The organism is Phenylobacterium sp. (genome assembly GCF_965229015.1).
In the GTDB taxonomy this organism is placed as follows: Bacteria; Pseudomonadota; Alphaproteobacteria; order Caulobacterales; family Caulobacteraceae; genus Phenylobacterium.
Map to the genome: position 1 here is coordinate 1,675,265 of NZ_CBDDIM010000001.1, position 20,536 is coordinate 1,695,800.

General features: G+C 70.5%; 22 protein-coding genes. 13 read left to right on the top strand and 9 right to left on the bottom strand.

Features of this window, described 5'->3' with window-relative positions; all coding sequences use genetic code 11:
* The first annotated feature begins 28 nt into the window (after positions 1-28).
* Positions 29-364, top strand: coding sequence for an ArsR/SmtB family transcription factor (locus tag ACO06I_RS08360; RefSeq protein WP_421932118.1), 336 nt, complete (start codon positions 29-31; stop codon positions 362-364).
* The gene (locus ACO06I_RS08365) at positions 361-786 is read left to right on the top strand and encodes an SRPBCC family protein (protein WP_421932119.1); all 426 of its coding nucleotides are present in this window, start codon (positions 361-363) and stop codon (positions 784-786) included. Before ACO06I_RS08360 ends, ACO06I_RS08365 begins: the two co-directional genes overlap by 4 nt.
* On the opposite strand, the gene ACO06I_RS08370 is transcribed toward ACO06I_RS08365, so the two are convergent.
* Positions 773-1,111: a hypothetical protein gene (locus tag ACO06I_RS08370; RefSeq protein ID WP_421932120.1), complete on the bottom strand. Its 339-nt coding sequence runs from the start codon at positions 1,109-1,111 to the stop codon at positions 773-775. The two genes, ACO06I_RS08365 and ACO06I_RS08370, sit on opposite strands and share 14 nt — an antisense overlap.
* A 157-nt stretch (positions 1,112-1,268) precedes the next feature.
* On the opposite strand from ACO06I_RS08370, the gene xth reads away from it, so the two are divergent.
* The 7 genes from xth to ACO06I_RS08405 all read left to right on the top strand — a co-directional run bounded on the left by xth (position 1,269) and on the right by ACO06I_RS08405 (position 6,189).
* Positions 1,269-2,048 carry an exodeoxyribonuclease III gene (xth, locus tag ACO06I_RS08375; protein ID WP_421932121.1) on the top strand — a complete coding sequence of 260 codons (780 nt, stop codon included), beginning with the start codon at positions 1,269-1,271 and terminating at the stop codon, positions 2,046-2,048.
* Between the two features lie 4 nt (positions 2,049-2,052).
* Positions 2,053-3,039, top strand: coding sequence for an NAD-dependent epimerase/dehydratase family protein (locus ACO06I_RS08380; RefSeq protein WP_421932122.1), 987 nt, complete (start codon positions 2,053-2,055; stop codon positions 3,037-3,039).
* Between the two features lie 96 nt (positions 3,040-3,135).
* Positions 3,136-3,495 (top strand): hypothetical protein, encoded by a 360-nt coding sequence (locus ACO06I_RS08385; RefSeq protein WP_421932123.1) that lies wholly within the window; start codon positions 3,136-3,138, stop codon positions 3,493-3,495.
* Complete coding sequence (locus ACO06I_RS08390) at positions 3,492-4,301, top strand: DUF2145 domain-containing protein (RefSeq protein ID WP_421932124.1); 810 nt, start codon at positions 3,492-3,494, stop codon at positions 4,299-4,301. Before ACO06I_RS08385 ends, ACO06I_RS08390 begins: the two co-directional genes overlap by 4 nt.
* A gap of 43 nt (positions 4,302-4,344) precedes the next feature.
* Positions 4,345-5,034 (top strand): hypothetical protein, encoded by a 690-nt coding sequence (locus ACO06I_RS08395; RefSeq protein WP_421932125.1) that lies wholly within the window; start codon positions 4,345-4,347, stop codon positions 5,032-5,034.
* A gap of 84 nt (positions 5,035-5,118) precedes the next feature.
* Positions 5,119-5,811, top strand: coding sequence for an NnrU family protein (locus ACO06I_RS08400; protein WP_421932126.1), 693 nt, complete (start codon positions 5,119-5,121; stop codon positions 5,809-5,811).
* 51 nt (positions 5,812-5,862) lie between these two features.
* Positions 5,863-6,189 (top strand): hypothetical protein, encoded by a 327-nt coding sequence (locus ACO06I_RS08405; RefSeq protein WP_421932127.1) that lies wholly within the window; start codon positions 5,863-5,865, stop codon positions 6,187-6,189.
* Positions 6,190-6,386: 197 nt separating this feature from the next.
* On the opposite strand, the gene ACO06I_RS08410 is transcribed toward ACO06I_RS08405, so the two are convergent.
* Together ACO06I_RS08410 and ilvD are read right to left on the bottom strand one after the other, a co-directional pair.
* Positions 6,387-7,070 carry an aspartate/glutamate racemase family protein gene (locus ACO06I_RS08410; RefSeq protein ID WP_421932128.1) on the bottom strand — a complete coding sequence of 228 codons (684 nt, stop codon included), beginning with the start codon at positions 7,068-7,070 and terminating at the stop codon, positions 6,387-6,389.
* Positions 7,071-7,074: 4 nt separating this feature from the next.
* A complete protein-coding gene (gene ilvD, locus ACO06I_RS08415; RefSeq protein ID WP_421932129.1) occupies positions 7,075-8,811 on the bottom strand; it encodes a dihydroxy-acid dehydratase in 1,737 nt (578 codons plus the stop codon).
* A 122-nt stretch (positions 8,812-8,933) separates the two neighbouring features.
* On the opposite strand from ilvD, the gene ACO06I_RS08420 reads away from it, so the two are divergent.
* Together ACO06I_RS08420 and ACO06I_RS08425 are read left to right on the top strand one after the other, a co-directional pair.
* On the top strand, positions 8,934-10,625 hold the full coding sequence (locus tag ACO06I_RS08420) for an AMP-binding protein (protein ID WP_421932130.1): 1,692 nt from the start codon (positions 8,934-8,936) through the stop codon (positions 10,623-10,625).
* Positions 10,626-10,685: 60 nt separating this feature from the next.
* Positions 10,686-11,990, top strand: coding sequence for an MFS transporter (locus ACO06I_RS08425; protein WP_421932131.1), 1,305 nt, complete (start codon positions 10,686-10,688; stop codon positions 11,988-11,990).
* On the opposite strand, the gene ACO06I_RS08430 is transcribed toward ACO06I_RS08425, so the two are convergent.
* Genes ACO06I_RS08430 through ACO06I_RS08440 form a run of 3 tightly spaced genes read right to left on the bottom strand, consistent with a single transcriptional unit; the run spans position 11,987 to position 15,346 of the window.
* The gene (locus tag ACO06I_RS08430) at positions 11,987-13,897 is read right to left on the bottom strand and encodes a tetratricopeptide repeat protein (RefSeq protein ID WP_421932132.1); all 1,911 of its coding nucleotides are present in this window, start codon (positions 13,895-13,897) and stop codon (positions 11,987-11,989) included. The two genes, ACO06I_RS08425 and ACO06I_RS08430, sit on opposite strands and share 4 nt — an antisense overlap.
* A gap of 7 nt (positions 13,898-13,904) precedes the next feature.
* Positions 13,905-14,381: a glutathione peroxidase gene (locus ACO06I_RS08435; RefSeq protein ID WP_421932133.1), complete on the bottom strand. Its 477-nt coding sequence runs from the start codon at positions 14,379-14,381 to the stop codon at positions 13,905-13,907.
* A gap of 38 nt (positions 14,382-14,419) precedes the next feature.
* Entirely contained in the window at positions 14,420-15,346 is a 927-nt protein-coding gene (locus ACO06I_RS08440; protein WP_421932134.1) for a Gfo/Idh/MocA family protein, read from the bottom strand.
* 184 nt (positions 15,347-15,530) lie between these two features.
* Here ACO06I_RS08440 and ACO06I_RS08445 point away from each other — a divergent pair, with 184 nt between their 5' ends.
* Positions 15,531-16,433 (top strand): cobalamin biosynthesis protein CbiG, encoded by a 903-nt coding sequence (locus tag ACO06I_RS08445; protein WP_421932135.1) that lies wholly within the window; start codon positions 15,531-15,533, stop codon positions 16,431-16,433.
* Here the strand turns inward: ACO06I_RS08445 and ACO06I_RS08450 are convergent.
* The 3 genes from ACO06I_RS08450 to ACO06I_RS08460 form a co-directional block, all read right to left on the bottom strand.
* Positions 16,430-16,849, bottom strand: coding sequence for a VanZ family protein (locus tag ACO06I_RS08450; protein ID WP_421932136.1), 420 nt, complete (start codon positions 16,847-16,849; stop codon positions 16,430-16,432). The genes ACO06I_RS08445 and ACO06I_RS08450 overlap by 4 nt on opposite strands.
* A gap of 38 nt (positions 16,850-16,887) precedes the next feature.
* The gene (locus tag ACO06I_RS08455) at positions 16,888-18,264 is read right to left on the bottom strand and encodes an MATE family efflux transporter (protein ID WP_421932137.1); all 1,377 of its coding nucleotides are present in this window, start codon (positions 18,262-18,264) and stop codon (positions 16,888-16,890) included.
* Positions 18,265-18,389: 125 nt separating this feature from the next.
* Positions 18,390-18,884 (bottom strand): hypothetical protein, encoded by a 495-nt coding sequence (locus ACO06I_RS08460; RefSeq protein WP_421932138.1) that lies wholly within the window; start codon positions 18,882-18,884, stop codon positions 18,390-18,392.
* Positions 18,885-19,098: 214 nt separating this feature from the next.
* On the opposite strand from ACO06I_RS08460, the gene ACO06I_RS08465 reads away from it, so the two are divergent.
* Positions 19,099-20,526 carry a hypothetical protein gene (locus tag ACO06I_RS08465; RefSeq protein ID WP_421932139.1) on the top strand — a complete coding sequence of 476 codons (1,428 nt, stop codon included), beginning with the start codon at positions 19,099-19,101 and terminating at the stop codon, positions 20,524-20,526.
* Positions 20,527-20,536 lie beyond the last annotated feature (10 nt).

Consider the following 20,536-nt stretch of genomic DNA (forward strand, 5'->3'; position numbering starts at 1 on the left):
GAGGTGAATTATTCATCCAAATGGGTGAATGTCCGCCCAGCTCGACAACACCCTGGCCGCCCTGGCCGACCCCACCCGGCGGGCGATCCTGGCGCGGCTGACCCGGGGCGAGGCCCGCGTGACCGAGCTCGCCGCCCCCTTCGACATCTCCCTGAACTCGGTCTCCAAGCACATCCGCATGCTGGAGCGCGCCGACCTGGTGGTCCGCCGCCGCGCCGGCCGCGAGCACCTGCTGACCCTCAACCCCGCCCCGCTCGACGCCGCCCAGGCCTGGATCGAGACCCAGCGCGCCCTCTGGACGCGAAGCCTCGAGGCCCTGGACGCGATCTTCAGTGCGCAGGACGCCCAGGAGCCCCCGACATGACCCGGACCGTCACCGTCACCCGCCGCTTCACGGTCAGCCCCGAGCGGGTGTTCGACGCCTTCCTCGACCCGGCCATCGCCGGCCGCTTCATGTTCGCGACTCCGACGGGCGAGATGGTGCGCGTGGACATCGAGCCCCGGGTCGGCGGCGTCTACAGCTTCGTCGACCGCCGCGACGGCCAGGACATCGAGCATGTGGGCCGCATCCTGGAGCTGGACCGCCCCCACCGCCTGGTCTTCGAGTTCGCCGTGCCGAAATACGATCCGCGCTTCACCACCGTGCGGCTGGAGATCGCCGCCGACGGCGACGGCGCCGTCCTGACCCTCACCCACGAGGGCGTCGACGACCAATATCGCGAGCAGACCGGCCAGGGCTGGACGATGATCCTGGAGGCCGCCGCGGCCGCTCTCAGCCCGGAATGAACTGCAGGATCGCCACCAGCACGGTCAGCCAGGCGAGCGGCGCGGCCATGGCGGCCCAGGCAAGGGGCTCGCGGTCGCGCTTGAACAGCACCCAGGCCAGGAAAGGGCCGATCAGGCAGACGATCCAGAACAGGACCATCAGCAGGAAGGCGATCCAGGCCAGGGGATTGAGGATGTTGCCCTGGTGATCGAAGACCAGCGGCGAGAACAGGGCGCCCACGGCCCCGACCGGCGCCAGGGCCAGGCAGGCGGCGGTCGCCACCCCCATCCAGATCATCTTGGCGCGGCGCGAGAGCCGTCGGCCCGGCTTGGTGGCCCCTGACATGCGGGCAAGGTCCCTGTCGCCCCGCCACGCGTCAAACTGAATCGCCGCGCGGGCGGCGTCTTGTTCGCCCCCCAGGCTAGCGGGGTGTCCTAGATTGCTTGGCGATCCCTGCATCGAGGGGCTAGACGCAAGATCCAAGCCAAGCCCAAGGACGCCCATGAAGATCGCCACCTGGAACGTCAACTCGGTCAACGCCCGGCTGGAGACCGTCCTGCGCTGGTTCGAGGAGGTCTCCCCGGACGTCGCCTGCCTGCAGGAGATCAAATGCGTCGACGAGAAGTTCCCCGCCGAAGCCTTTGAACGCCTTGGCTATAACATCGCGGTCAACGGCCAGAAGACCTATAACGGCGTCGCGATCCTGTCGAAGACGCCGCTGGAGGACGTCCGCAAGGGCCTGCCCGGCGACGACGCCGACGACCACGCCCGCTATCTGGAGGCGGTGATCTCCGGCCCCACCCCGGTTCGGGTGGCCTCGATCTACCTGCCCAACGGCAACCCCATCGGAACCGACAAGTTCGCCTACAAGCTGGCCTGGATGGCGCGCCTCAACGCCCACGCCCGCGAGCTGCTGGCCTTTGAGGAGCCGCTGGCCCTGGTGGGGGATTACAACGTCATCCCCGAGCCCCGTGACGCCGCCAATCCGCAGAACTGGACCGGCGACGCCCTCTTCCAGACCGAGAGCCGCGAGGCCTTCCGGGCGCTGAAATGGCTGGGCCTCACCGAGGCCTTCCTGGAGGTCGACGGATCGCCGGAGAGCTACACCTTCTGGGACTACCAGGCCGGCGCCTGGCCGCGGAACAACGGCATCCGCATCGACCACGCCCTGCTCTCCCCCCAGGCCGCCGACAAGCTCACAGCCTGCGTCATCCATCGCGACGTCCGCGGCTGGGACAAGCCCTCCGACCACGTGCCGGTGGTGATCGAGCTGGACCTCTAGGGCGATGAGCCGCCGCGCCTTCATCCTGGGAGGTTCGGGCCAAATCGGCCGGGCGGCGGCGCTCAACCTGCTGGAGCACGGCTGGGACGTCACCGTCGGCCAGCGCCACGGCGAGCTTTCCGCCGAACTCCAGGGCCGCGTCGCGGTCACGATCCTCGACCGCGAGGACGACACCGCCCTCGCCGACGCGCTGACCCTCCCCTTCGACGCCGTCGTCGACACCGTGGCCTACACCGCCCTCCACGCCCGCCAGTGGCTGGCCCTGCAGGACAGGATCGGCGCCCTGGCGGTGATCTCCACCGGCAGCGTCTATGTGGACGACGAGGGCCGCACCCTGGGTGACGGCGCCCGCTATCCCATCCCCCTGCGCGAAGACCAGCGCCGCGCCCCGCCCGGAACCGCCGACTATTCCAGCAACAAGGTGGCGATGGAGGACGCCCTCCTGGACGGCGCCCGCGTCCCCTTGAAGATCCTGCGCCCCTTCGCCGTTCATGGGCCGGGCAGCCGCGCGCCCCGCGAGTGGTGGTTCCTGACCCAGATCCTGCGCGGCGCGCAGGCCATCCCGCTGGCCTATGACGGCCAGAGCCGCTTCCACACGACCGCCACCGCCAACCTCGCGGACCTCACCCGCGTCGCCCTGGAGCAGCCCGGCCTCCACGTCCTCAACGCCGCCGATCCCGACGCCCCTACCGTAACCGAGATCGGCGAGGCGATCCTGTCCGCCATGGGCTCCTCGGCCACCCTCGCCCCCTTCCCCGGCCCGCCGAAGGGCTGGAAGGGCCGCACGCCCTGGAGCGTCGAGGCGCCCCTGGTGGCCGACATGAGCGCCGCCGCGGCCCTCGGCTATCGCCCCGTCACCGACTATGCCGCCGCCGCACCGGCCCTGTGCGCCGCCCTGCTGGAACAGGTCCGAGGCAAGGACTGGCTGACCGCCTTTCCGGGTTTGGCCGCCTATCCCCCGCAGATGTTCGAGGCGCCACCGGCGAAATAAGCCGCCGCTGTCAGCTGCCGTTCAGCTTGCGAAAGCTTAACTATCGAAATCAGGACGGCATGGTTAAGAGGCCGCCCTCAACAGGAAAGACCCGTTATGCGTTCGCTTCTGCCCGCCGCTCTCGCCCTGGCCCTGATGGCCGCCCCCGCCTTCGCCCAGGACAGCGCCACCGACGCCTCGGGCGCCTCGGCCGCGACCTCGGAGGCCGTGGGCCTGCTGGCCGCCTCGGGGGTGAAGACCGCCGTGGGCGTCTCCGCGGTCCCCGCCAGCGTCGTGGGCGCCGGCTCCATGGCCGGCGGCTCGGCGGTGATGGCCAGCGGCGCGGCCTCGGTCGGCGCGGGCGCCTCGGTCGCCGACTCGGCCGCCGAGTCCGGCAAGCTGGTGGTGGACGACAAGGTGGTGGTCTCCCCCGATCCGGCCCCGGCCGTGCCCTACAACACCCCGGCCAAGAAATGATCCGCCGCGTCCTGATCGCCGCCGCCGCGGCCTCCGTCCTGACCACGGGCGCCCTGCCCGCCGCCGCCCAGGACTCCTCGGCCCACGCTGTCGCGCCCCACTTCACGGCGGCCGAGGCGGCCGGCTTCTCCAAGCAGGTGGAGCGCGACCTGGCCGCGCGGGGCGCCAAGCTGGCCATCGTCTTCCGCACCGGCCGGCCCCGCAGCCAGCTTCCGGAGGGGATTAGCTACACCCACGGCGGCTTCTGGGTGCACCGGACAATCAAGACCGCCGACGGCAAGACCCAGCAGGGCTACGCCGTCTACAATCTCTATGCCGGCGACGGCGTAGCCTGGCCCAAGATCGAGAGCCGGCTGGTCCAGGACTATCCCTTCGACTTCACCCGCGGCTCCACCGTCGACGACATGGCGGTGATCATCCCCTCGCCGGAGATGCAGCGCCGGATCATCGCGGTGATCGACAGCCCCACCTATCAGGCGGTGCACAACCCGCACTATTCCCTGGTGGCCAATCCGTGGAAGCGGACCTACCAGAACTGCAACAACTTCATGCTCAACGTCATCGCCGCGGCGATCTGGCAGACCAGCGATCCCGACCAGATCACCGCCGACCTCAAGGCCCACTACAAGCCGACCCTGGTGAAGGCCAACGCCGTCCTGCGCCTGTTCGGCCCCATCGCCGACCAGCGCCTGCGCACCGACGACCAGCAGGGGCCGATCCGCACCGCGACCTATGAGTCCATGGCCGAATTCATGCGCCAAAACAATCTGTTGGAAGCGACCTATTCCATCAACTACGCCCGTTGAGGCGAGGCTTCTCGCACGCCGCGAAGCGCTCTAGCTTGGCGCCATGAACGACGTCGTCCGGCTCCTCCTACTGCTCGCCCTGGCCGGGACCGCCGTTACCTTCGCGGGCTCGGCGGCCATCTGGTTCTTCGACGAGGAGCGGCGCATCGGCCGCGCCCTGAAGCGCGTGCTGAAGGGCGAGCCCGAGGCCATGCTGGTGGCCAAGGGCCGCGGGCGCGGGGTCGGCTTCTCCTTCGCCACCGGTCTGGCCGCCGTGGCCTGGGACTCCGGCGCCTGGTGCCTGATCTACCGCATCGACGAGCTGGTGGGCGCCGAGCTGATCATCGACGGCCAGGTGGTGGCCCGGGTCCACCGCGAGGAGCCGCGCCGGGCCCTGGACCAGCGGGTCAGCCACGCCGCCCGCGTCACCCTGCGGCTGATCTTCGACGACCCGCGCAACCCCGACTTCGAACTGGACCTCTGGGTCAGCGGGGACGAGGCCCGCCGCGTGGCCGCCTCGCCGGGCGCCGCCGTGCTGGAGGCCAACCGCTGGCTGGCCCGCAGCGAGGCCATCCTGCGCCGCCCCCGGGCGCTGCAGCCCACGGCCGCCGCCGCCGCCGCGGTGACCGCCCCCCTGGCGCCGCCAGCCCCAGCGCCCCAGGCTGAACTCCCCCTCCCGCCGCCCCAGCCCCGCGCCGGCGCCGAACCCCCGCCCTGGGAGCTGGACGAGGACGAGCTGGACGACGAACGCTGATTCAGTTCCTGGGGCAGGACCGACGCTAACTTGACGCTGTAAATTAACACGCGCACCCTCCCCTCAACCCAAGGGGAGGTTTCCATGACCAATCTGCTCGCCGCGGCGGCCTTCTTCATCCTGCTCCACCTGCTGGTCTCGGGCACGCGCCTGCGCGGCGCCCTCGTCGGGACCCTCGGCGAGGGGCCCTATATGGGCCTGTTCTCCCTGGCCTCCGTCGCCGGCCTCGCCTGGCTGGGCCTGGCCTTCGCCGGCAGCCGCACCGCCGACTGGAACCTCGCCTACTGGGACATCACCCCGGTCACCTGGAAGATCCAGGTGGCCCTCCAAGCCCTGGCCTTCCTGTTCGTGGTGGTGGGCCTGACCACCCCCAACCCCACCAGCGTCAAGCAGGAGGGGACCCTGGATCGTCCCGACGTGGTCAAGGGCATGCTGCGGGTCACCCGCCATCCCTTCCTCTGGGGCGTGGCCCTGTGGGCGGCGGGCCACCTGCTGGTGAACGGCGACCGCGCCAGCATCGTGCTGTTCGGCGGCCTGCTGGTCCTGGCCCTGTTCGGCACGGCCAGCATCGACGCCAAGCGCAAGCGGGCGCTCGGCGACACGTGGAACGCCTTCGCCGCCCAGACCTCCAACATCCCCTTCGGCGCCATCGTCGCCGGCCGCCAGTCCCTGAAGCTCGGCGAGATCGGCCTGTGGCGGATCCTGGCGGCCATCGTCGTCTATGTCGCCCTGGCGCTGGCCCACCCCTTCCTGTTCGGGGTCTCGGCGGTCTCTTGATCCCCGCGGCGGGCGCCGTCAGATTGCCCGCCAGTTGAGGGGAAGTTTCGTATGCGTATCGCGTTGTTGGCCGCCGTCGCGGTCGCCCTGGCCGGGCCCGTCGTCGCCCAGCCCATGAAGCTGTTCAAACCCGCCGACGCCAACAAGGACGGCGTCGTCACCGACGACGAACAGGCCGACTATCTCGCCCACAGGGCCAAGCAGGACCCGGCGTCCTTCGGCGTCGCGGCCCCCAAGCCCTCCGGCGACGCCGCCACCTTCACCCCCACCGCCCCCGACCTGACGGCCGGCCCCTCCCTGGACACCCGCGCCGTCAAGGCCAGCGGCTTCGAGGAAAGCCAGGACGCCATCGCGCGGAAGGCGGCGGCGAAGAAGTAGGGCTTAAGAGTTCCTCCCTCAGGCCGCAGGCCGGTTCGGGGGAGGTGGATCGGCGCTCGCGCCGAGACGGAGGGGGCTAGGCCCTCGCCCACATCTATACCGTACGGGGTGAACTCGCCCCGCCCCCAGCCCCCTCCGTCACGCGCATATCTGCGCGCGCCACCTCCCCCGAACCGCGCTTCGCGCTGGGGGAGGAACTACCCCAGCGCGAACGCCACGCCAGCCGCCGCATGCACCAGCGCCGTGTCCACCACCGGCACGGTGAGATCCCCCGGCGCCAGCAGCAGCCCGATCTCGGTGCAGCCGAAGATCACGCAGTCGGCCTCGCCGGCCTTGGCGATCATGGCCAGCACCTCGCCCTTCGACGCCGCCGAGATCACCCCCTGGCAGAGCTCGTCATAGATGATGGCGTGCAGGCGATCGCGGTCGGCTTGGTCGGGCACGAGGGCCTCGACGCCCTGGGCCGCCAGCCGCCCACGGTAGAAGTCCTTCTCCATGGTGAACTTCGTCGCCAGCAGCAGCGGCCGCGAACAGCCCGCCGCCTTGACCGCGTCGGCCGTCGCGTCGGCGATGTGGATCACCGGCACGCTCACGGCGGCCTGCACCTGGTCGGCCACCAGGTGCATCGTGTTGGCGCAGATCAGGATGGCGTCGGCGCCGGCTCCCTGCAGCCGCCGGGCGGCGTCGGCCAGCACCGCGCCCGCCGCAGACCAGTCACCCTTGGCCTGCAGCTCCGCGATGCCGGCGAAGTCTGCCGACCACACCAGCAGTTGGGCCGAATGCAGCCCGCCCAGCCGCTCGCGCACCAGGCGGTTGAGCTCCTGATAGTAGAGCGTCGTGCTCTCGGCGCTCATCCCGCCCAGCAGGCCAAGCGTGCGCACCGCCTTAGAGGTCCGCGTAGACGTGGGTTTCCCCCGCCGCGCCGGGATGGGTCACCGCCCCCTTGTGGGCCGGGCCGACGATCTGGGCGTATTTCCACAGCGCGCCGGATCCGTAGTTGGTCACCCGGGGCTGCCAGTGGCGGCGGCGGTTCTCCAGCTCGATGGGATCGACCTCGATATCCAGGATCCCGGCGTCGGCGTCGATGTGGATGATGTCGCCGTCCTGGATCAGCGCGATGGGGCCGCCCATCTGGGCTTCCGGGCCGATATGGCCCACGCAAAGGCCGCGCGTGCCGCCCGAGAACCGGCCGTCGGTGATCAGGGCCACCTTGTCGCCCCGGCCCTGGCCCGAGAGCGCCGCCGTGGTGGACAGCATCTCGCGCATGCCGGGCCCGCCGCGGGCGCCCTCATAGCGGATCACCAGGACGTCGCCGTCCTGATAGTCGCCGGCCTCGACAGCGGCGAAGCAGGCGTCCTCGCCGTCGAAGCAGCGGGCGGGGCCGCGATGGCTGCGGTGGCTGGTCATGCCGGCCACCTTGACGATGGCGCCGTCGGGGGCCAGCGAGCCCCAAAGGCCCACCACCCCGCCGGTGGGCGAGAGCGGCTCGGAGACCTTCCGGATCACCACCTGGTCATCCCGCCATTTCACGTCCTTGACGTTCTCGGCGATCGTCTTGCCGGTGACGGTCATGCAGTCGCCGTGAATGAAGCCGCCCTCCAGCAGGGTCTTCAGCAGCATCGGCATGCCGCCCGCCTCCCCCATGTCCTTGGCCACGAAGCGGCCGCCCGGCTTCAGGTCGGCGATGTGCGGGGTGCGCTGGGCGATCTCGGCGAAGTCGCGCAGGGTGAACTCGATGCCGCACTCATGGGCCATGGCCGGCAGGTGCAGGCCGCCATTGGTGGAGCCCCCCGTCGCGGCGACCACGGCCGCGGCGTTCTCGAAGGACTTGCGGGTGACGATGTCGCGCGGGCGAAGCTGCTCGGCGATCAGCCGCACCACCGTCTCGCCCGAGGCCACGGCATAGGCGTCCCGCGTCAGGTAGGGCGCGGGCAGCGAGGCCGAGAGCGGCAGGGCCAGACCGATGGCTTCCGACACGCAGGCCATGGTGTTGGCGGTGAACTGGCCGCCGCAGGCGCCGTCCGACGGACAGGCGTGCTGCTCCAGGGAGCACAGGTCCTCCAGGCTCATCTTGCCGGCCGAGTGCATGCCGACGCCCTCGAAGACGTCCACCACGGTGACGTCGCGGCCCTGCCACTGGCCGGGCAGGATGGAGCCGCCATAGAGGAAGACGCTGGGGACGTTGAGCCGCAGCATGGCCATCATCATCCCCGGCAGGGACTTGTCGCACCCGGCGATGCCAACGAGCGCGTCATAGCCGTGGCCGCGCATGGTCAGCTCCACCGAGTCGGCGATGACGTCGCGGCTGACCAGCGACGAGCGCATGCCCTCGTGGCCCATGGCGATGCCGTCGGTGACGGTGATGGTGCAGAACTCGCGCGGCGTGGCGCCGGCCTTCTTGACCCCCTCGGACACCGCGTGCGCCTGGCGCATCAGGGCGGTGTTGCAGGGCGCGGCCTCGTTCCAGCAGGAGGCGACCCCTACGAACGGCTGGGCGATCTCCCGGCTCCCGAGCCCCATGGCGTAATAGTAGGACCGGTGCGGCGCGCGCGCCGGGCCTTCCGTCACATGGCGGCTGGGGAGGTTCGACTTGTCCCAGGTTCCGTCGGGCTTGCGGGTCATCGTGACGCCTCCGTTCAAACTGCGCCTTCCCTAACGGGCGGGGGCCGAGGTTGGAAGCCCCGGCATGGTCACGGGCATGAACTTGCGCGAAACTCGCTCCCAAGACCGCCGGAGGAAACGCCATGCCCCAGACCGATCCGATCGCCCGCGGCGCCGATCACCCGCCCCTGCGCGAGGACACCATCGGCCAGGCCCTGGCGCAGGCCGCCCGGCTCTGGCCCGACCAGGAGGCGGTGGTCTCGGTCCACCAGGGCGTCCGCTGGACTTGGCGGGACCTTGACGGTCACGTGTCGGCCATGGCGGCCGGACTGCTGGCGCTCGGCCTCGAGCCCGGCGACCGGATCGGCATCTGGTCCCCCAACCGCGCCGAATGGGCCCTGACTCAGTTCGCCGCCGCCCGGGCCGGGCTGATCCTGGTGACCATCAATCCCGCCTATCGGCTCTCCGAGGTCGAATACACGCTCAACAAGGTGGGGGTGAAGGCCCTGGTGGCGGCCGAGAGCTTCAAGACCAGCCTCTACGCCGACATGATCGACACCCTCGCCCCCGAGATCGCCGCAAGCGCCCCCGGCCAGCTCGTCTCCGCCCGCCTTCCACAACTTAAAACTGCAATCAAGATCGGCGGCGACCCCAGGTCGGGCTGGCTCGACTTCGAGGCCGTTCCTGGTCTCTCCACGACCACCGACACGTTGCGCTTGAAGGCGATTGAAGGTGGGCTCGACAGTGGCGACCCCATCAACATCCAGTTCACCAGCGGCACCACCGGCCTGCCCAAGGGCGCGACCCTGTCGCACCGCAACATCCTCAACAACGGCTTCTTCGTCGGCGAGGCCATCGGCCTGCGGCCCGGCGACCGCCTCTGCCTGCCGGTGCCGCTCTACCACTGCTTCGGCATGGTGATGGGCAATCTGGGCTGCCTGACCCACGGGGCGGCCATGGTCTATCCCTCCGACGGCTTCGACCCCACTGCCGTGCTCGAGACGATCCAGGCCGAGCGCTGCACGGGCCTCTACGGGGTGCCCACCATGTTCATCGCCCTGCTGGGCCACCCCGACTTCGACCGCTACGACCTCTCAAGCCTGCGGACCGGCTGCATGGCCGGCTCCCCCTGCCCCGTCGAGGTGATGAAGCAGGTGATCGGCCGCATGCACATGTCCGACGTCACCATCGCCTACGGCATGACCGAGACCAGCCCCGTCAGCTTCCAGAGCTCCCTGGACGATCCCCTCGACCGCCGCGTCTCCACCGTCGGCCGGGTCCAGCCGCACCTGGAGTGCAAGGTGGTGGACCTGGACGGAAACGCCCTCCCCCGCGGCGAGACCGGCGAGCTCTGCACCCGGGGCTACTCGGTGATGCTGGGCTACTGGGACGATCCGGAGAAGACCGCCGAGGCCATCGACGCCGAGGGCTGGATGCACACCGGCGACCTGGCCGTCATCGACGCGCAGGGCTACGGCAACATCGTCGGCCGCATCAAGGACATGGTCATTCGCGGCGGCGAGAACGTCTATCCGCGCGAGGTGGAGGAGTACCTCTACCGCCATCCCAAGATCGAGGACGTCACCGTCGTCGGCGTCCCCGATCCCCGCTTCGGCGAGGAGCTCTGCGCCTGGATCCGCCTCAAGCCGGGCGAGACCGCCACCGACGCAGAGCTCATCGAGTTCTGCCGCGGCCAGATCGCCCACTACAAGATCCCCCGCTACCTCCGCTTCGTCGACGCCTTCCCGATGACCGTCACCGGCAAGGTGCAGAAGTTCGTGATCCGCGAGCAGATGATCGTCGAGCTGGGCCTGACCGTGGCGCAGACGGCCTAGCCAGCCATTGAACTCGACGCCGAAACCGGCTCGTATCCGCCCGCTTGGGGAGGCGGACACATGGCGGACATCACGGCGGAAACGCCCGGCGCGGCGCCTGTGCGGGCCGCCGACCGGTTGAAATCGATCCTGGCGGGGTCGGCGGGCAATCTGGTGGAGACCTATGACTGGTTCGTCTACGCCGCCTTCGCCCTCTACTTCGCCAAGGTCTTCTTCCCCGACGGCGACCAGACCGCCCAGCTCCTGAACGCCGCCGCCGTCTTCGGGGTGGGCTTCTTCGCCCGCCCGGTGGGGGCCTGGCTGATGGGCCTGTACGGCGATCGCGTCGGCCGCAAGGCGGCCATGGTCGCCTCGGTCAGCCTGATGTGCCTGGGCTCCCTGATCATCGCCCTGTGCCCCGGCTACGCCCAGATCGGGGTCTGGGCGCCGGTCGTCCTGGTCACCGCCCGCATCCTGCAGGGGGTCAGCATGGGCGGCGAGTACGGCACCAGCGCCACCTACATGTCGGAGATGGCCGGCCGCACCAACCGCGGCTTCTGGTCGGGGATCTTCTACTCCACCCTGATCGCCGGCCAGCTGCTGGCGGTGGCCACCCTGCTGGTGCTGAGCGCGGCGCTGTCGAAGGAGGACATGCAGGCCTGGGGCTGGCGTGTGCCCTTCTTCATCGGCGGCGCCCTGGCCCTGGCCGTCTTCTGGTTCCGGCGGGGGATGCACGAGACCCCCTCCTTCCACGCGCGGTCCGGCGAGCGGGCCAGCACCTGGAAACTGATCGTCAGCCACCCCCGCGAGAGCCTGCTGGTGATGGGCCTGACCGCCGGCGGGACCCTCGGCTACTACACCTACTCGACCTACATCCAGAAGTTCCTGGTCAATACATCGGGCTTCTCCAAGGACGCAGCCACCGGGGTCACCGCCTGCGCCCTGGTGGTGTTCATGCTGGCCCAGCCGCTGTTCGGCATGCTGTCGGACCGGGTCGGACGACGCCCGCTGCTGATCGCCTTCGGTCTGGCCGGCGTGACCCTGACCTGGCCGATCCTCTCGACCCTGGCCGTCACCCGCGACCCCCTGGCCGCCTTCGCCATCACCGCCGGCGCCCTGCTGATCGTGGCGGCCTATTCCTCAGTGAACGGGGTGGTGAAGGCCGAGCTCTTCCCCACCGAGGTCCGCGCCCTGGGGGTCTCGCTGCCCTATTCCCTGGCCAACGCCCTGTTCGGCGGCACGGCGGAATATGTCGCCCTGTGGTTCAAGTCCAAGGGCCACGAGACCTGGTTCTTCACCTACGTCACCGTGGTGATCGGGGTCTCGCTGCTGGTCTACCTGTTCATGCGCGACACCCGGAAGCACAGCCGCATCGTCGAGGACTAGGCGGGAACGTCGAAGCTCGCGGGAGGCTCGCCGCGCCGTTGGCGCTCCCAGGAGGTGGCGTAGGCCGCCTCGATGTGGCGGCGGGACAGGTCGGTGTCGAACAGGGGCGCGATTTCGCGGTTGGCGGCGAGCCTGGCCTTGATCGCCGACAACCGCCCCGGGTTCCCCGCAAGATCCAGGGCCAGGGCCTCGTAGGCCTCCAGGCTGCCGGTGATCAGCTCCGGCAGGCCCACGGCGGTCAGCAAGCTGGCGGCCACCCGGGCGGCGAAGCCGCGGCCCGCGCAGGTGACCAGGGGCAGGCCCGTCCACAGGGCGTCGCTGGCGGTGGTGTGGGCGTTGTAGGGCAAGGTGTCGAGGAAGAGGTCGGCCAGGCGGTGGCGGGCCAGGTGATCCTCGGGCGCGGCCCTCGGGGCGAAGATCAGCCGGCCGGGATCGACGCCGCGGGCCTGGGCCTCGGCCCGCAGGTTGCGGCCCACCGGCTCCTTGCCCTCCAGCAGCCACAGCACGCTGCCGGGAACGTTGGCCAGCAGCCGCATCCAGACGTCGAAGACCGGCGGGTTGAGTTTGTAATTGGCGTTGAAGCAGGCGAAGACGAAGCCGTCCTGCGGCAGGCCCGCCTCGGCCCGGCTGGGGGTCCGGGCGGCGATCGCCCGGTCGCGGTCATTGACCTGGTAGCTGTGCGGCAGGCGGATCACCTGCTCGCCGAAGAAGGCCTCCGACCCCGACGGGATCACCACCCTGTCGGCCAGGATGTAGTCCATGATCCCGCGGCCCATAGTCCCCGGATGGCCCAGATAGTTGATCTGGATCGGCGCCGGGCGGTGGGCGAAGATCCCCGGCCGGCAATGGGCGGTGAATCCGTTCAGGTCCACGACGATGTCGGTCTCCGCCGCGCGGATCATCCTGGCCACCTCCAGGTCGCCGACCTGGGCCACGTCATGGAAGACCGGAAAGGCGGCGCGGATGCGGTCGCGCTTGGAGTCCTCGACGCGGGGCCCCAGGGCGTAGCCGCTGATCTCGAAGCGGTGGCGGTCGTGACGCTCGAACAGGCCCGCGATCAGGTGGGCCACGGCGTGGTTGCGGAAATCCGCCGAGACATAGGCCACGCGGATCCTGTCGTGGGCGTAGGGCTCGCCCCGCCACAGCACCTGCGGCGCGACGGGGAAGCGGGTCTTCAGGTGCAGGTTGGCCGCGGTGAGCTGGGCCGCGGGATCGTCGCAATGGGCCAGGAGGGTGAAGGGCAGGTCGGCGGGCGCCCCCTCCCCCAGCCGGCGGACGATCAGGTCGCTCGCGGCCTGATAGTCGGACCAGTCGCAGATCTGCAGCTGCTGGAAGAGCTTGGCGCCCTTCACCTCGTCGTTGTCGGGGGTCAGCAGCAGGCCCGCGCGATAGGCCGCCACCGCCTCCTCGGGGCGGCCCAGGGCCCCCAGCACATTGGCGCGGTTGAGCACCGCCAGGGCGTAGGTCGGCTTCAGGGTCACGACCTGATCATAGCTCTCCAGGGCCTCGGCGTGACGGCCCATCCGGGCCAGGACATTGCCCCGGCAGTTCAGGGCGTCGATGTCCCGGGGGCTGACGGCCAGGGCCGCGTCGAAGGCGGCCAGGGCCTCGCCGACCCGGCCGAGCATCCCCAGGACCTTGCCCATGGCGATGTTGGCGGCCGGATGTCCGGGGTGGTGGGCGATGGAGGTCCGCCAGAGCTCCAGGGCGCCGGCCAGGTCGCCGCGGGCCTTTCGCAACAGGCCCAGATTGTACAGGCAGTCGCGCTGGGTCGGATCGAAGGCCAGAACCGCCCGGTACAGGGGTTCGGCCTCCTCCAGGCGCCCCTGGCCGTGCAGCCGGGCCGCCTCGGAGAAGTTGGCGCGCGCCGTATCCGCCGCCCCGAGAGGCGGAGCCTCGTTCGTCATCGGCGGTCTAGAGGGCGGCTTCGACCGCCGCGGTGATCTCGTCGGCCTGGGGCTCGGTGCGCGGACCGAAGGCGCGGATCAGCTTGCCGTCCTTGCCCACCAGCAGCTTGTGGAAGTTCCAGGCCGGATCGGCGGACTCCCCCAGCTCGGCCAGGGCCCACTTGTAGAACGGGTGGGCGCTCTCGCCCTTCACGTCCTCCTTGGAGGTGAGCGGGAAGTCGATGTTGAACTTGGTCTCGCAGAAGTCCTTGATCTCTTCCTCGGTCCCCGGCTCCTGGCCCATGAACTGGTTGCAGGGCACGCCCAGCACCACCAGGCCCTTGTCCTTGTAGTCGCTGTAGAGCTTTTCGAGCCCGTCATACTGGGGGGTCAGGCCGCACTTCGACGCGGTGTTCACCACCAGGACCACCTTGTCCTTGAAGGTGGTCAGCGGCAGGGGCGCGCCGTCGATGGACTTGAACGAGAAGTCGTAGGCGTCGGACATGGCGTTTCTCCCGGAACAGGCGGAGCAAGCTAACCCGCTTACCCGGCGTCCTCCAACGCCTGTTCGACCGCCAGGGCCAGATCCAGCGCCCGGGCCGCTTCCTCGCCAGTGACCACGGGTCGCGGCGCCTCGCCCCGCACGGCGGCCAGGAAGCCCGCGACGCTGGCGCCCAGGGGATCCTTGGCGCCTGGGGTCTCGGCGAAGTCGGGGTTGAGGGGGAAGCCGGTGGTGTTGCGGAATTCCCGGGTCAGGAAGTCGATCTCCAACTCGCCGGAGGGATATACGACCTTCATCGTGCGCTTGCGGGCCGGCGCCATCCGCGAGGCGTCGAACACCGCCAGGAAGCCGTTGTCGAAATTGACCTCGGCGCGGGCCTGGTCCCAACCGCCGCTGAAATCGCGGACGCCGGCCGCCTCCACCGCCAGGGGCTGGCCGGCCGAGAGGGAGAGCGCCAGGTCGAGATCGTGGATCATCAGGTCCAGCACCACCGAGACATCCAGGCTGCGCTCCGAGGGCGGGCCGTGGCGCACCGCCTCCAGCCGAAGGGGCTGCTCGGGGACGTCGAAGAGGCCGATGGCCTGGAAGACCACCCGCTCCTGGTGGCCGCAGGCCAGGATCAGGCTGCGCCTGGCCGCCTCGTCGATGATCCTGTCGGCGTCGGCCAGGCTGACCGCCAGGGGCTTTTCCACATAGACCGGCTTGCCCGCCGCCAGGGCCGCCAGCGCGCCCTCGGCGTGATAGCTGCCGGGCGAGGCGACGGTGACGACATCGACCTCCCTCAGGAAGGCCGCCAGGTCGCCGAAGCCCTGGCCGCCATGGCTCTGGGCGATCTCCTGGGCGCGGGCGGTGTGGTGGGGATCATAGACGGCCGCCAGGCGCGCGCCCGGCTGGTTGGCGTACTGACGCGAATGATAGCCGCCGAACACGCCGGCCCCGATCACGCCGCCCCGCAAGATTTCCGCCATGATTCACTCCGAAAGCTCGCCTGCGCATACAGGGGCGAGGCGGCCGACGCCACCGGTGCGTGGCCGTCTGCGACCTCTATTCGCGGCGCCGAGCCACAACACCTTCGATGTGAACGCCTGCGCCGTTGGCCGGTTGGAAGGGAAGGTCTACAAGCCTCCCGACTTCCCTCCCCCGGAGCCCACCGTGTCCCGTCTGTTCAGCGCCTATGTGATCGTCGACTGGAGCGCGGCGGCCAAGCCGTCCACGGGGGCCGATTCCGTCTGGATCGGCGTCGCCAAGCGCGACGTCCGCTTCCGCCTCACCTTCGAAAGCCACAACCCGGCCACCCGCGCTGAGGCCGAGAAGCTGCTGAGCGCCATCCTCGATGACTTCAAGAAGCGCTCGGAACGCGCCCTGGTGGGCTTCGACTTCCCCCTGGGCTTCCCGCGCGGCTTCGCCAAGGCGCTGAACCTTGCGGGCGAGCATCCTTGGCGCGCGGTCTGGGACCAGCTCGACAAGATGGTCAAGGACAAGGCCGACAACACCAACAACCGCTTCGGCGTGGGGTCGGAGATCAACCGGCGCATGACCGGCGGGCCCTTCCCCTTCTGGGGCTGCCCGCCCAAGGACGCTCTGACCACCCTGCAGCCCAAGCGCACGCGGCCCCACGGGCCGGACGACCTGCCGGAGTTCCGCCACGCCGATATCGCCGCCAAGGGCGCGGCCTCGATCTGGAAGCTCTACTACAACGGCTCGGTGGGCGGTCAGGCGATCCTGGGCATCCCGGCGGTGCGGCGGCTGAAGCTGGCCCGGGGCGAAGCCCTCAAGGCCTATCCCTTCGAGACTGGCTTCAAGGCGCTCACCGAGGCCGACCTGGCCGGCGTCGACGTGGTGGTCACCGAGGTCTATCCGAGCCTCTACAAGGCCCAGCCGATGCCGGGCGAGGTCAAGGACCAGGCCCAGGTGCGGGTCACCGCCGAACACTTCGCCAAGCTGGACGAGGCGGGCAAGCTGGGCGCCGTCTTCGGACCGTCCAAGACCGCCGATCCGGCGGTGGTGGCGGACGCGGAGACCGAAGAGGGCTGGATCCTGGGCGTCGAGGCCTAGGCGGCCTCGCGAACCATCGCCTGCGGCTCGACCTGGCGCAGGGCCGAGATCCGCCGCTCGACGCGCGGGAAGCGCAGGTGTTCCAGCCAGACCGGAGCCAGCACCGCCAGGGCGCCCAGGGCGTCGGCGCAGAGGTCCCCGATCTCCCCGTCGCGGCCCGTGAGGGTCTGGGCCACCTCGATGGCCGCTCCGGCGAAGATGGCCAGGACCGCGAGGTCCAGCCGCCGGCGGGTCGGGAAGGCTGAGAACAGCAGGATCGTCAGGCCATAGAAGGCCATGAAGTGGGCGGCCTTGTCCCAGGGCACGAGGGCCTGCTCGGCGCCCTGGAAGGGCCCCACCATCCCGATCCCGCAGACCAGGGCGGCCAACAGCAGCAGGCCGCGCGCGAGGATCTTGGGCGGGACGGTGCGTTCCATGGGCCAGACCTAGCCGACGCCCGTGAAAACTCCGTTGATTAGCGCCCGCGCTGGCTCAACCAGTGGAAGCGGGCCAGCAGCAGGCCCGCCGACAGGAAGCTGGCGGCGACCACCGCCCAGACGATGCCGTTCAGGCCCAGGCCCATGGGAATGGCCAGCCACCAGGCGAGGGGCGCCATGACCAGCGCGTAGCTGGCCAGGTGGGTGAAGGTGGGAATCCAGACCTCGCCGCGGGCCCGCAGGGCCTGGGCGGCCACCACCTGGACGGCGTCGGGGATCAGGAACAGGCAGGAGAGCGCCACGGCGGGGGCGGCCATGGCGAGGGTCAGGGGATCATGGGTGTAGGCGCCGGCGATCAGGCGCGCGCCCGGCCAGACGATCAGGCTCACCAGCAGGCCGAAGGCCGCCGTCACCCCGAAGGCGATGGCGCCGGCCCGATTGACCGCCCCGGTTTCCCGCGCGCCATAGGCCCGGCCAACCAGGACCGCGGCCCCGGTCGACAGGCCCAGGGGGACCATGAAGATGATCGCCACCACGTTGAGGGTGATGGCCCAGGCCGCCACCGCCAGGCCGCCGATCCAGCCGGCGATGACGTTCATGCCGGCGAAGGAGGCCACCTCGAAGAAGTTGGAGGCGCCGGCGCCATAGCCGATCCGCCGCTGCTCGGCCTCGGCGGCGAGATCCGGTTCGGGCTTGGTGAAGACTCCGAGGGCCCGCGCGTCGGGCATTCGCGCGATGTAGACCAGCAGGGCGACCGCCAGGAAGGTCCGCGCGCCCGTGGTGGCCCAGGCGCCGCCGACGGCGCCGAGCGGCGGCAGGCCGAAGGTTCCCGGCACCAGCAGCAGGTCCAGGGCCAGGTTCACCCCGTTGGCGAGCCACATCATCACGGCCGCCGGCTTGGGCCGTCCCTGCCCCTCCAGCCAGAAGCTGGCGGCGACGCTGAAGGCGTAGCCCGGCATGGACAGGGCGAAGATGATCAGGGGGCGCGAGGCGCCGTCGGCCAGATCCGTCTCCAGCCCCAGGATGTGCAGGAACCCCGGTCCCGCCGCCACCAGGATCAGGGTCGAGGCCAGGCCGATCCACAGGCTGTAGGAAAGCCCCCGGCGCAGCACCGCGCCGGTGATCTCCGGCCGCCCCTGGCCATTGGCCCGGGAGGTCATCACCTGGATGCCGCTGAGCAGGCCCACGGTCATGGTGACGATGACGCTGGTGGGGGCCCAGGCCATGGCGTGATAGCCCAGCTCCGTCGCCGAATAGCGCCCCACGACGATGGCGTCCGACAGGCCCATGCCCATGATGCCCAGGCGCGACAGCACTACCGGCCAGGAGAGCTGCAGCAGCTCGGCCAGTTCGGTGCGGACGACTTGTGCGCGCCCTCCCGACGGGGAGTTCGCGGGGGCCGAGGGGCCGGCCATTGGGATCACCAATTTTCAAAGAGGCGCGGAACCTGCCGCCGCCCCCCTCGCCTCGCAAGCGAAGCTTAGGCCACGGGGCCAGATTTCCCGGCGCCGGTGACAACAATGGCACATCCGCAGGTGGATCAGGAAAAGCCGAACGGGCCGGTCAGGACGCAACGGACGCGACCATCGCGGACGATAACCCGGGCCGCGCGACCGACGCCGACCTCGAAGATCACCGCCCGCCCCCGGTCGGGCGTGACTCGCAACACTGCGGGCGCCGTGAACCGGCAGACGGGATAGGCTTCACCGCCGCCGGGTTCGGAGCGGCCGATCATCGTGCAGTCGGCGTGGCCGAACCGGCGGGCGAAGGCGACCCCGCCATAGTCAAACACGTTCTTCAGGGGGCGATGGCGCGCCTCGAACTCGGCCCGGGCGAGCTCCGGGCAGGCGGGGCCCGGACGGGTGAGGGCCCCGGTCAGGGCGCGGGCCTGGGCCCGCTCGGCGGCGGCCAGGGACATCTCGTGGCCCACCGTCACCGCCAGCAGCGGCGTAGCCGTGCAGACGCCGGCCACCGCGAAGGCGAGCCGCGCGCCCCGCCGGATGGGTTGGCCGCCATAGTCGCTGCTGCGTCGCACGCTCCGCCCTCCCTGCCGGAGGGACATGCTAGAGGCGACCGGGAAGAAAAACTACATCTGTAATTTTACGGCCTGCGACGCTGACGCGCAGGGTAAATAATCTGGGATCGCCTTAGGATTTCGTACGGACTTCCCCGCGAAGATCGCCTCAACGTCAATCCGACTCGAAAAGGCATAGGGCGCGCCGAAGCGATCCGGCCCACCCGAAGAATCAGTGACTTCGAAAACGCCCCCCCCCAGGCGCAGTCTCGAACCGCTCTGCTCGAACGCCGCGGACCTGTACACCGCCCCGGCGCGCGCGCAGATCGGCGAGGTCCTCGACAGCTGGCTGGCCCACAACCTGGCCACCCCCTTCGAACTGCTGCATCGACCCGACCTCATCAAGAAGCTGGAGGCCTCCAGCCGCGATCTTCAGCACGCCTTCCAGAAGGTGGCCGTCCCCATGGCCCTGGCGCGCCGCGCCAGCGTCCACGAGGTGATGCGCAGCCTGCACGGCGTCGCCGACCAGGCGATCGCCCGCATGCTCCGCGACGAGCGCCAGGGGCTGTTGCCACGGATCGACGGCGCGACCTTCGCCCCGGCCTGCGCGGCCGGCCCGGCGGACCCCGAACACAGCTACCGCCTGGCGGCGGGCGTCGCGGGCTTCATCGCCACCGCCGACAGCTGGGGCGGCAAGGTGGCCCTGCTCATGGACCTCGCGGAGGCCGCGCCCGCCGACGGCCCCGCCCGGACCCTCGCCCTCACCGTCCTGGAACAGGCGCTGGAGGACGTCTGCCGCTCCCCCCTTGGGATGGCCGAACTGCTGGGCCCGGACCTCGATCTCGGCGCCTTCCTGCTGGGGGTGACGCGCCTGGCCCACGGCGGGATCATCGACGCGGTCTTCCAGGCCCACGCCTCCCTGCGGCCCCTGGCCTCGCCCCTGCCCGCCGCCGGCGCCCGGCTGGCGCGTCGCATCGACCGGGGGGACTTCCCGAATCTCCAGCTGGCCCTGAGCCGCCGCATCCTGACCGAGCTCGACACCAAGCGCCGCCTGTCGCCCGGCAGCGCCATGGGCGAGATCACCGCCGTGCGCGGGCTCGCCGTCGCCCTGACCGCCGCCAGCGGCCCCTGCCTGCCGGCCGAGGATGTCGCCGAAGCCATCCTGCTTCGCTCGCAGCGGCTGGTGGAGCCGAACTTCATCGCCACCCTGCTGCACGAGCAGGTCTCCCTGGTGGCGGGCCTCGACGGGCTGCTGACGGTGCTCAAGAACGTCACCGGCGACGCCAATCGCCGGCGCGCCCTGCGCTTCATCGAGGCGACGGTGACCCCGCCCCAGTTCAAGACCGACCTGCTCGACGCCACCGGAAGCCCGGAAGCCGCGCTGGAGGCCCTTGCCCGCGCCTATGGGAAGCTCACCCACAAGGGCTCCGGCCTAGTCGGGATCGAGCCGCTCCTCGAACGTCTCAGCGAGGTGGGCGGCGCCCTGGAAACCGAGGGCGCCGTGGTTCGCGGCCTGACCGACGGGCTGATGCCCAGGGCCAGGAAGCTGGCCGCGCTCCAGGCCATGGCCGAGGGCAAGACCGCGCCCCCGGGCCCCGCCGCCAAACGCGCGGCCGAGGCCCTGCGCAAGTTCGCCGCGACCCGAGACCCGGTTTCGGGCTAGGGGCTTGGGG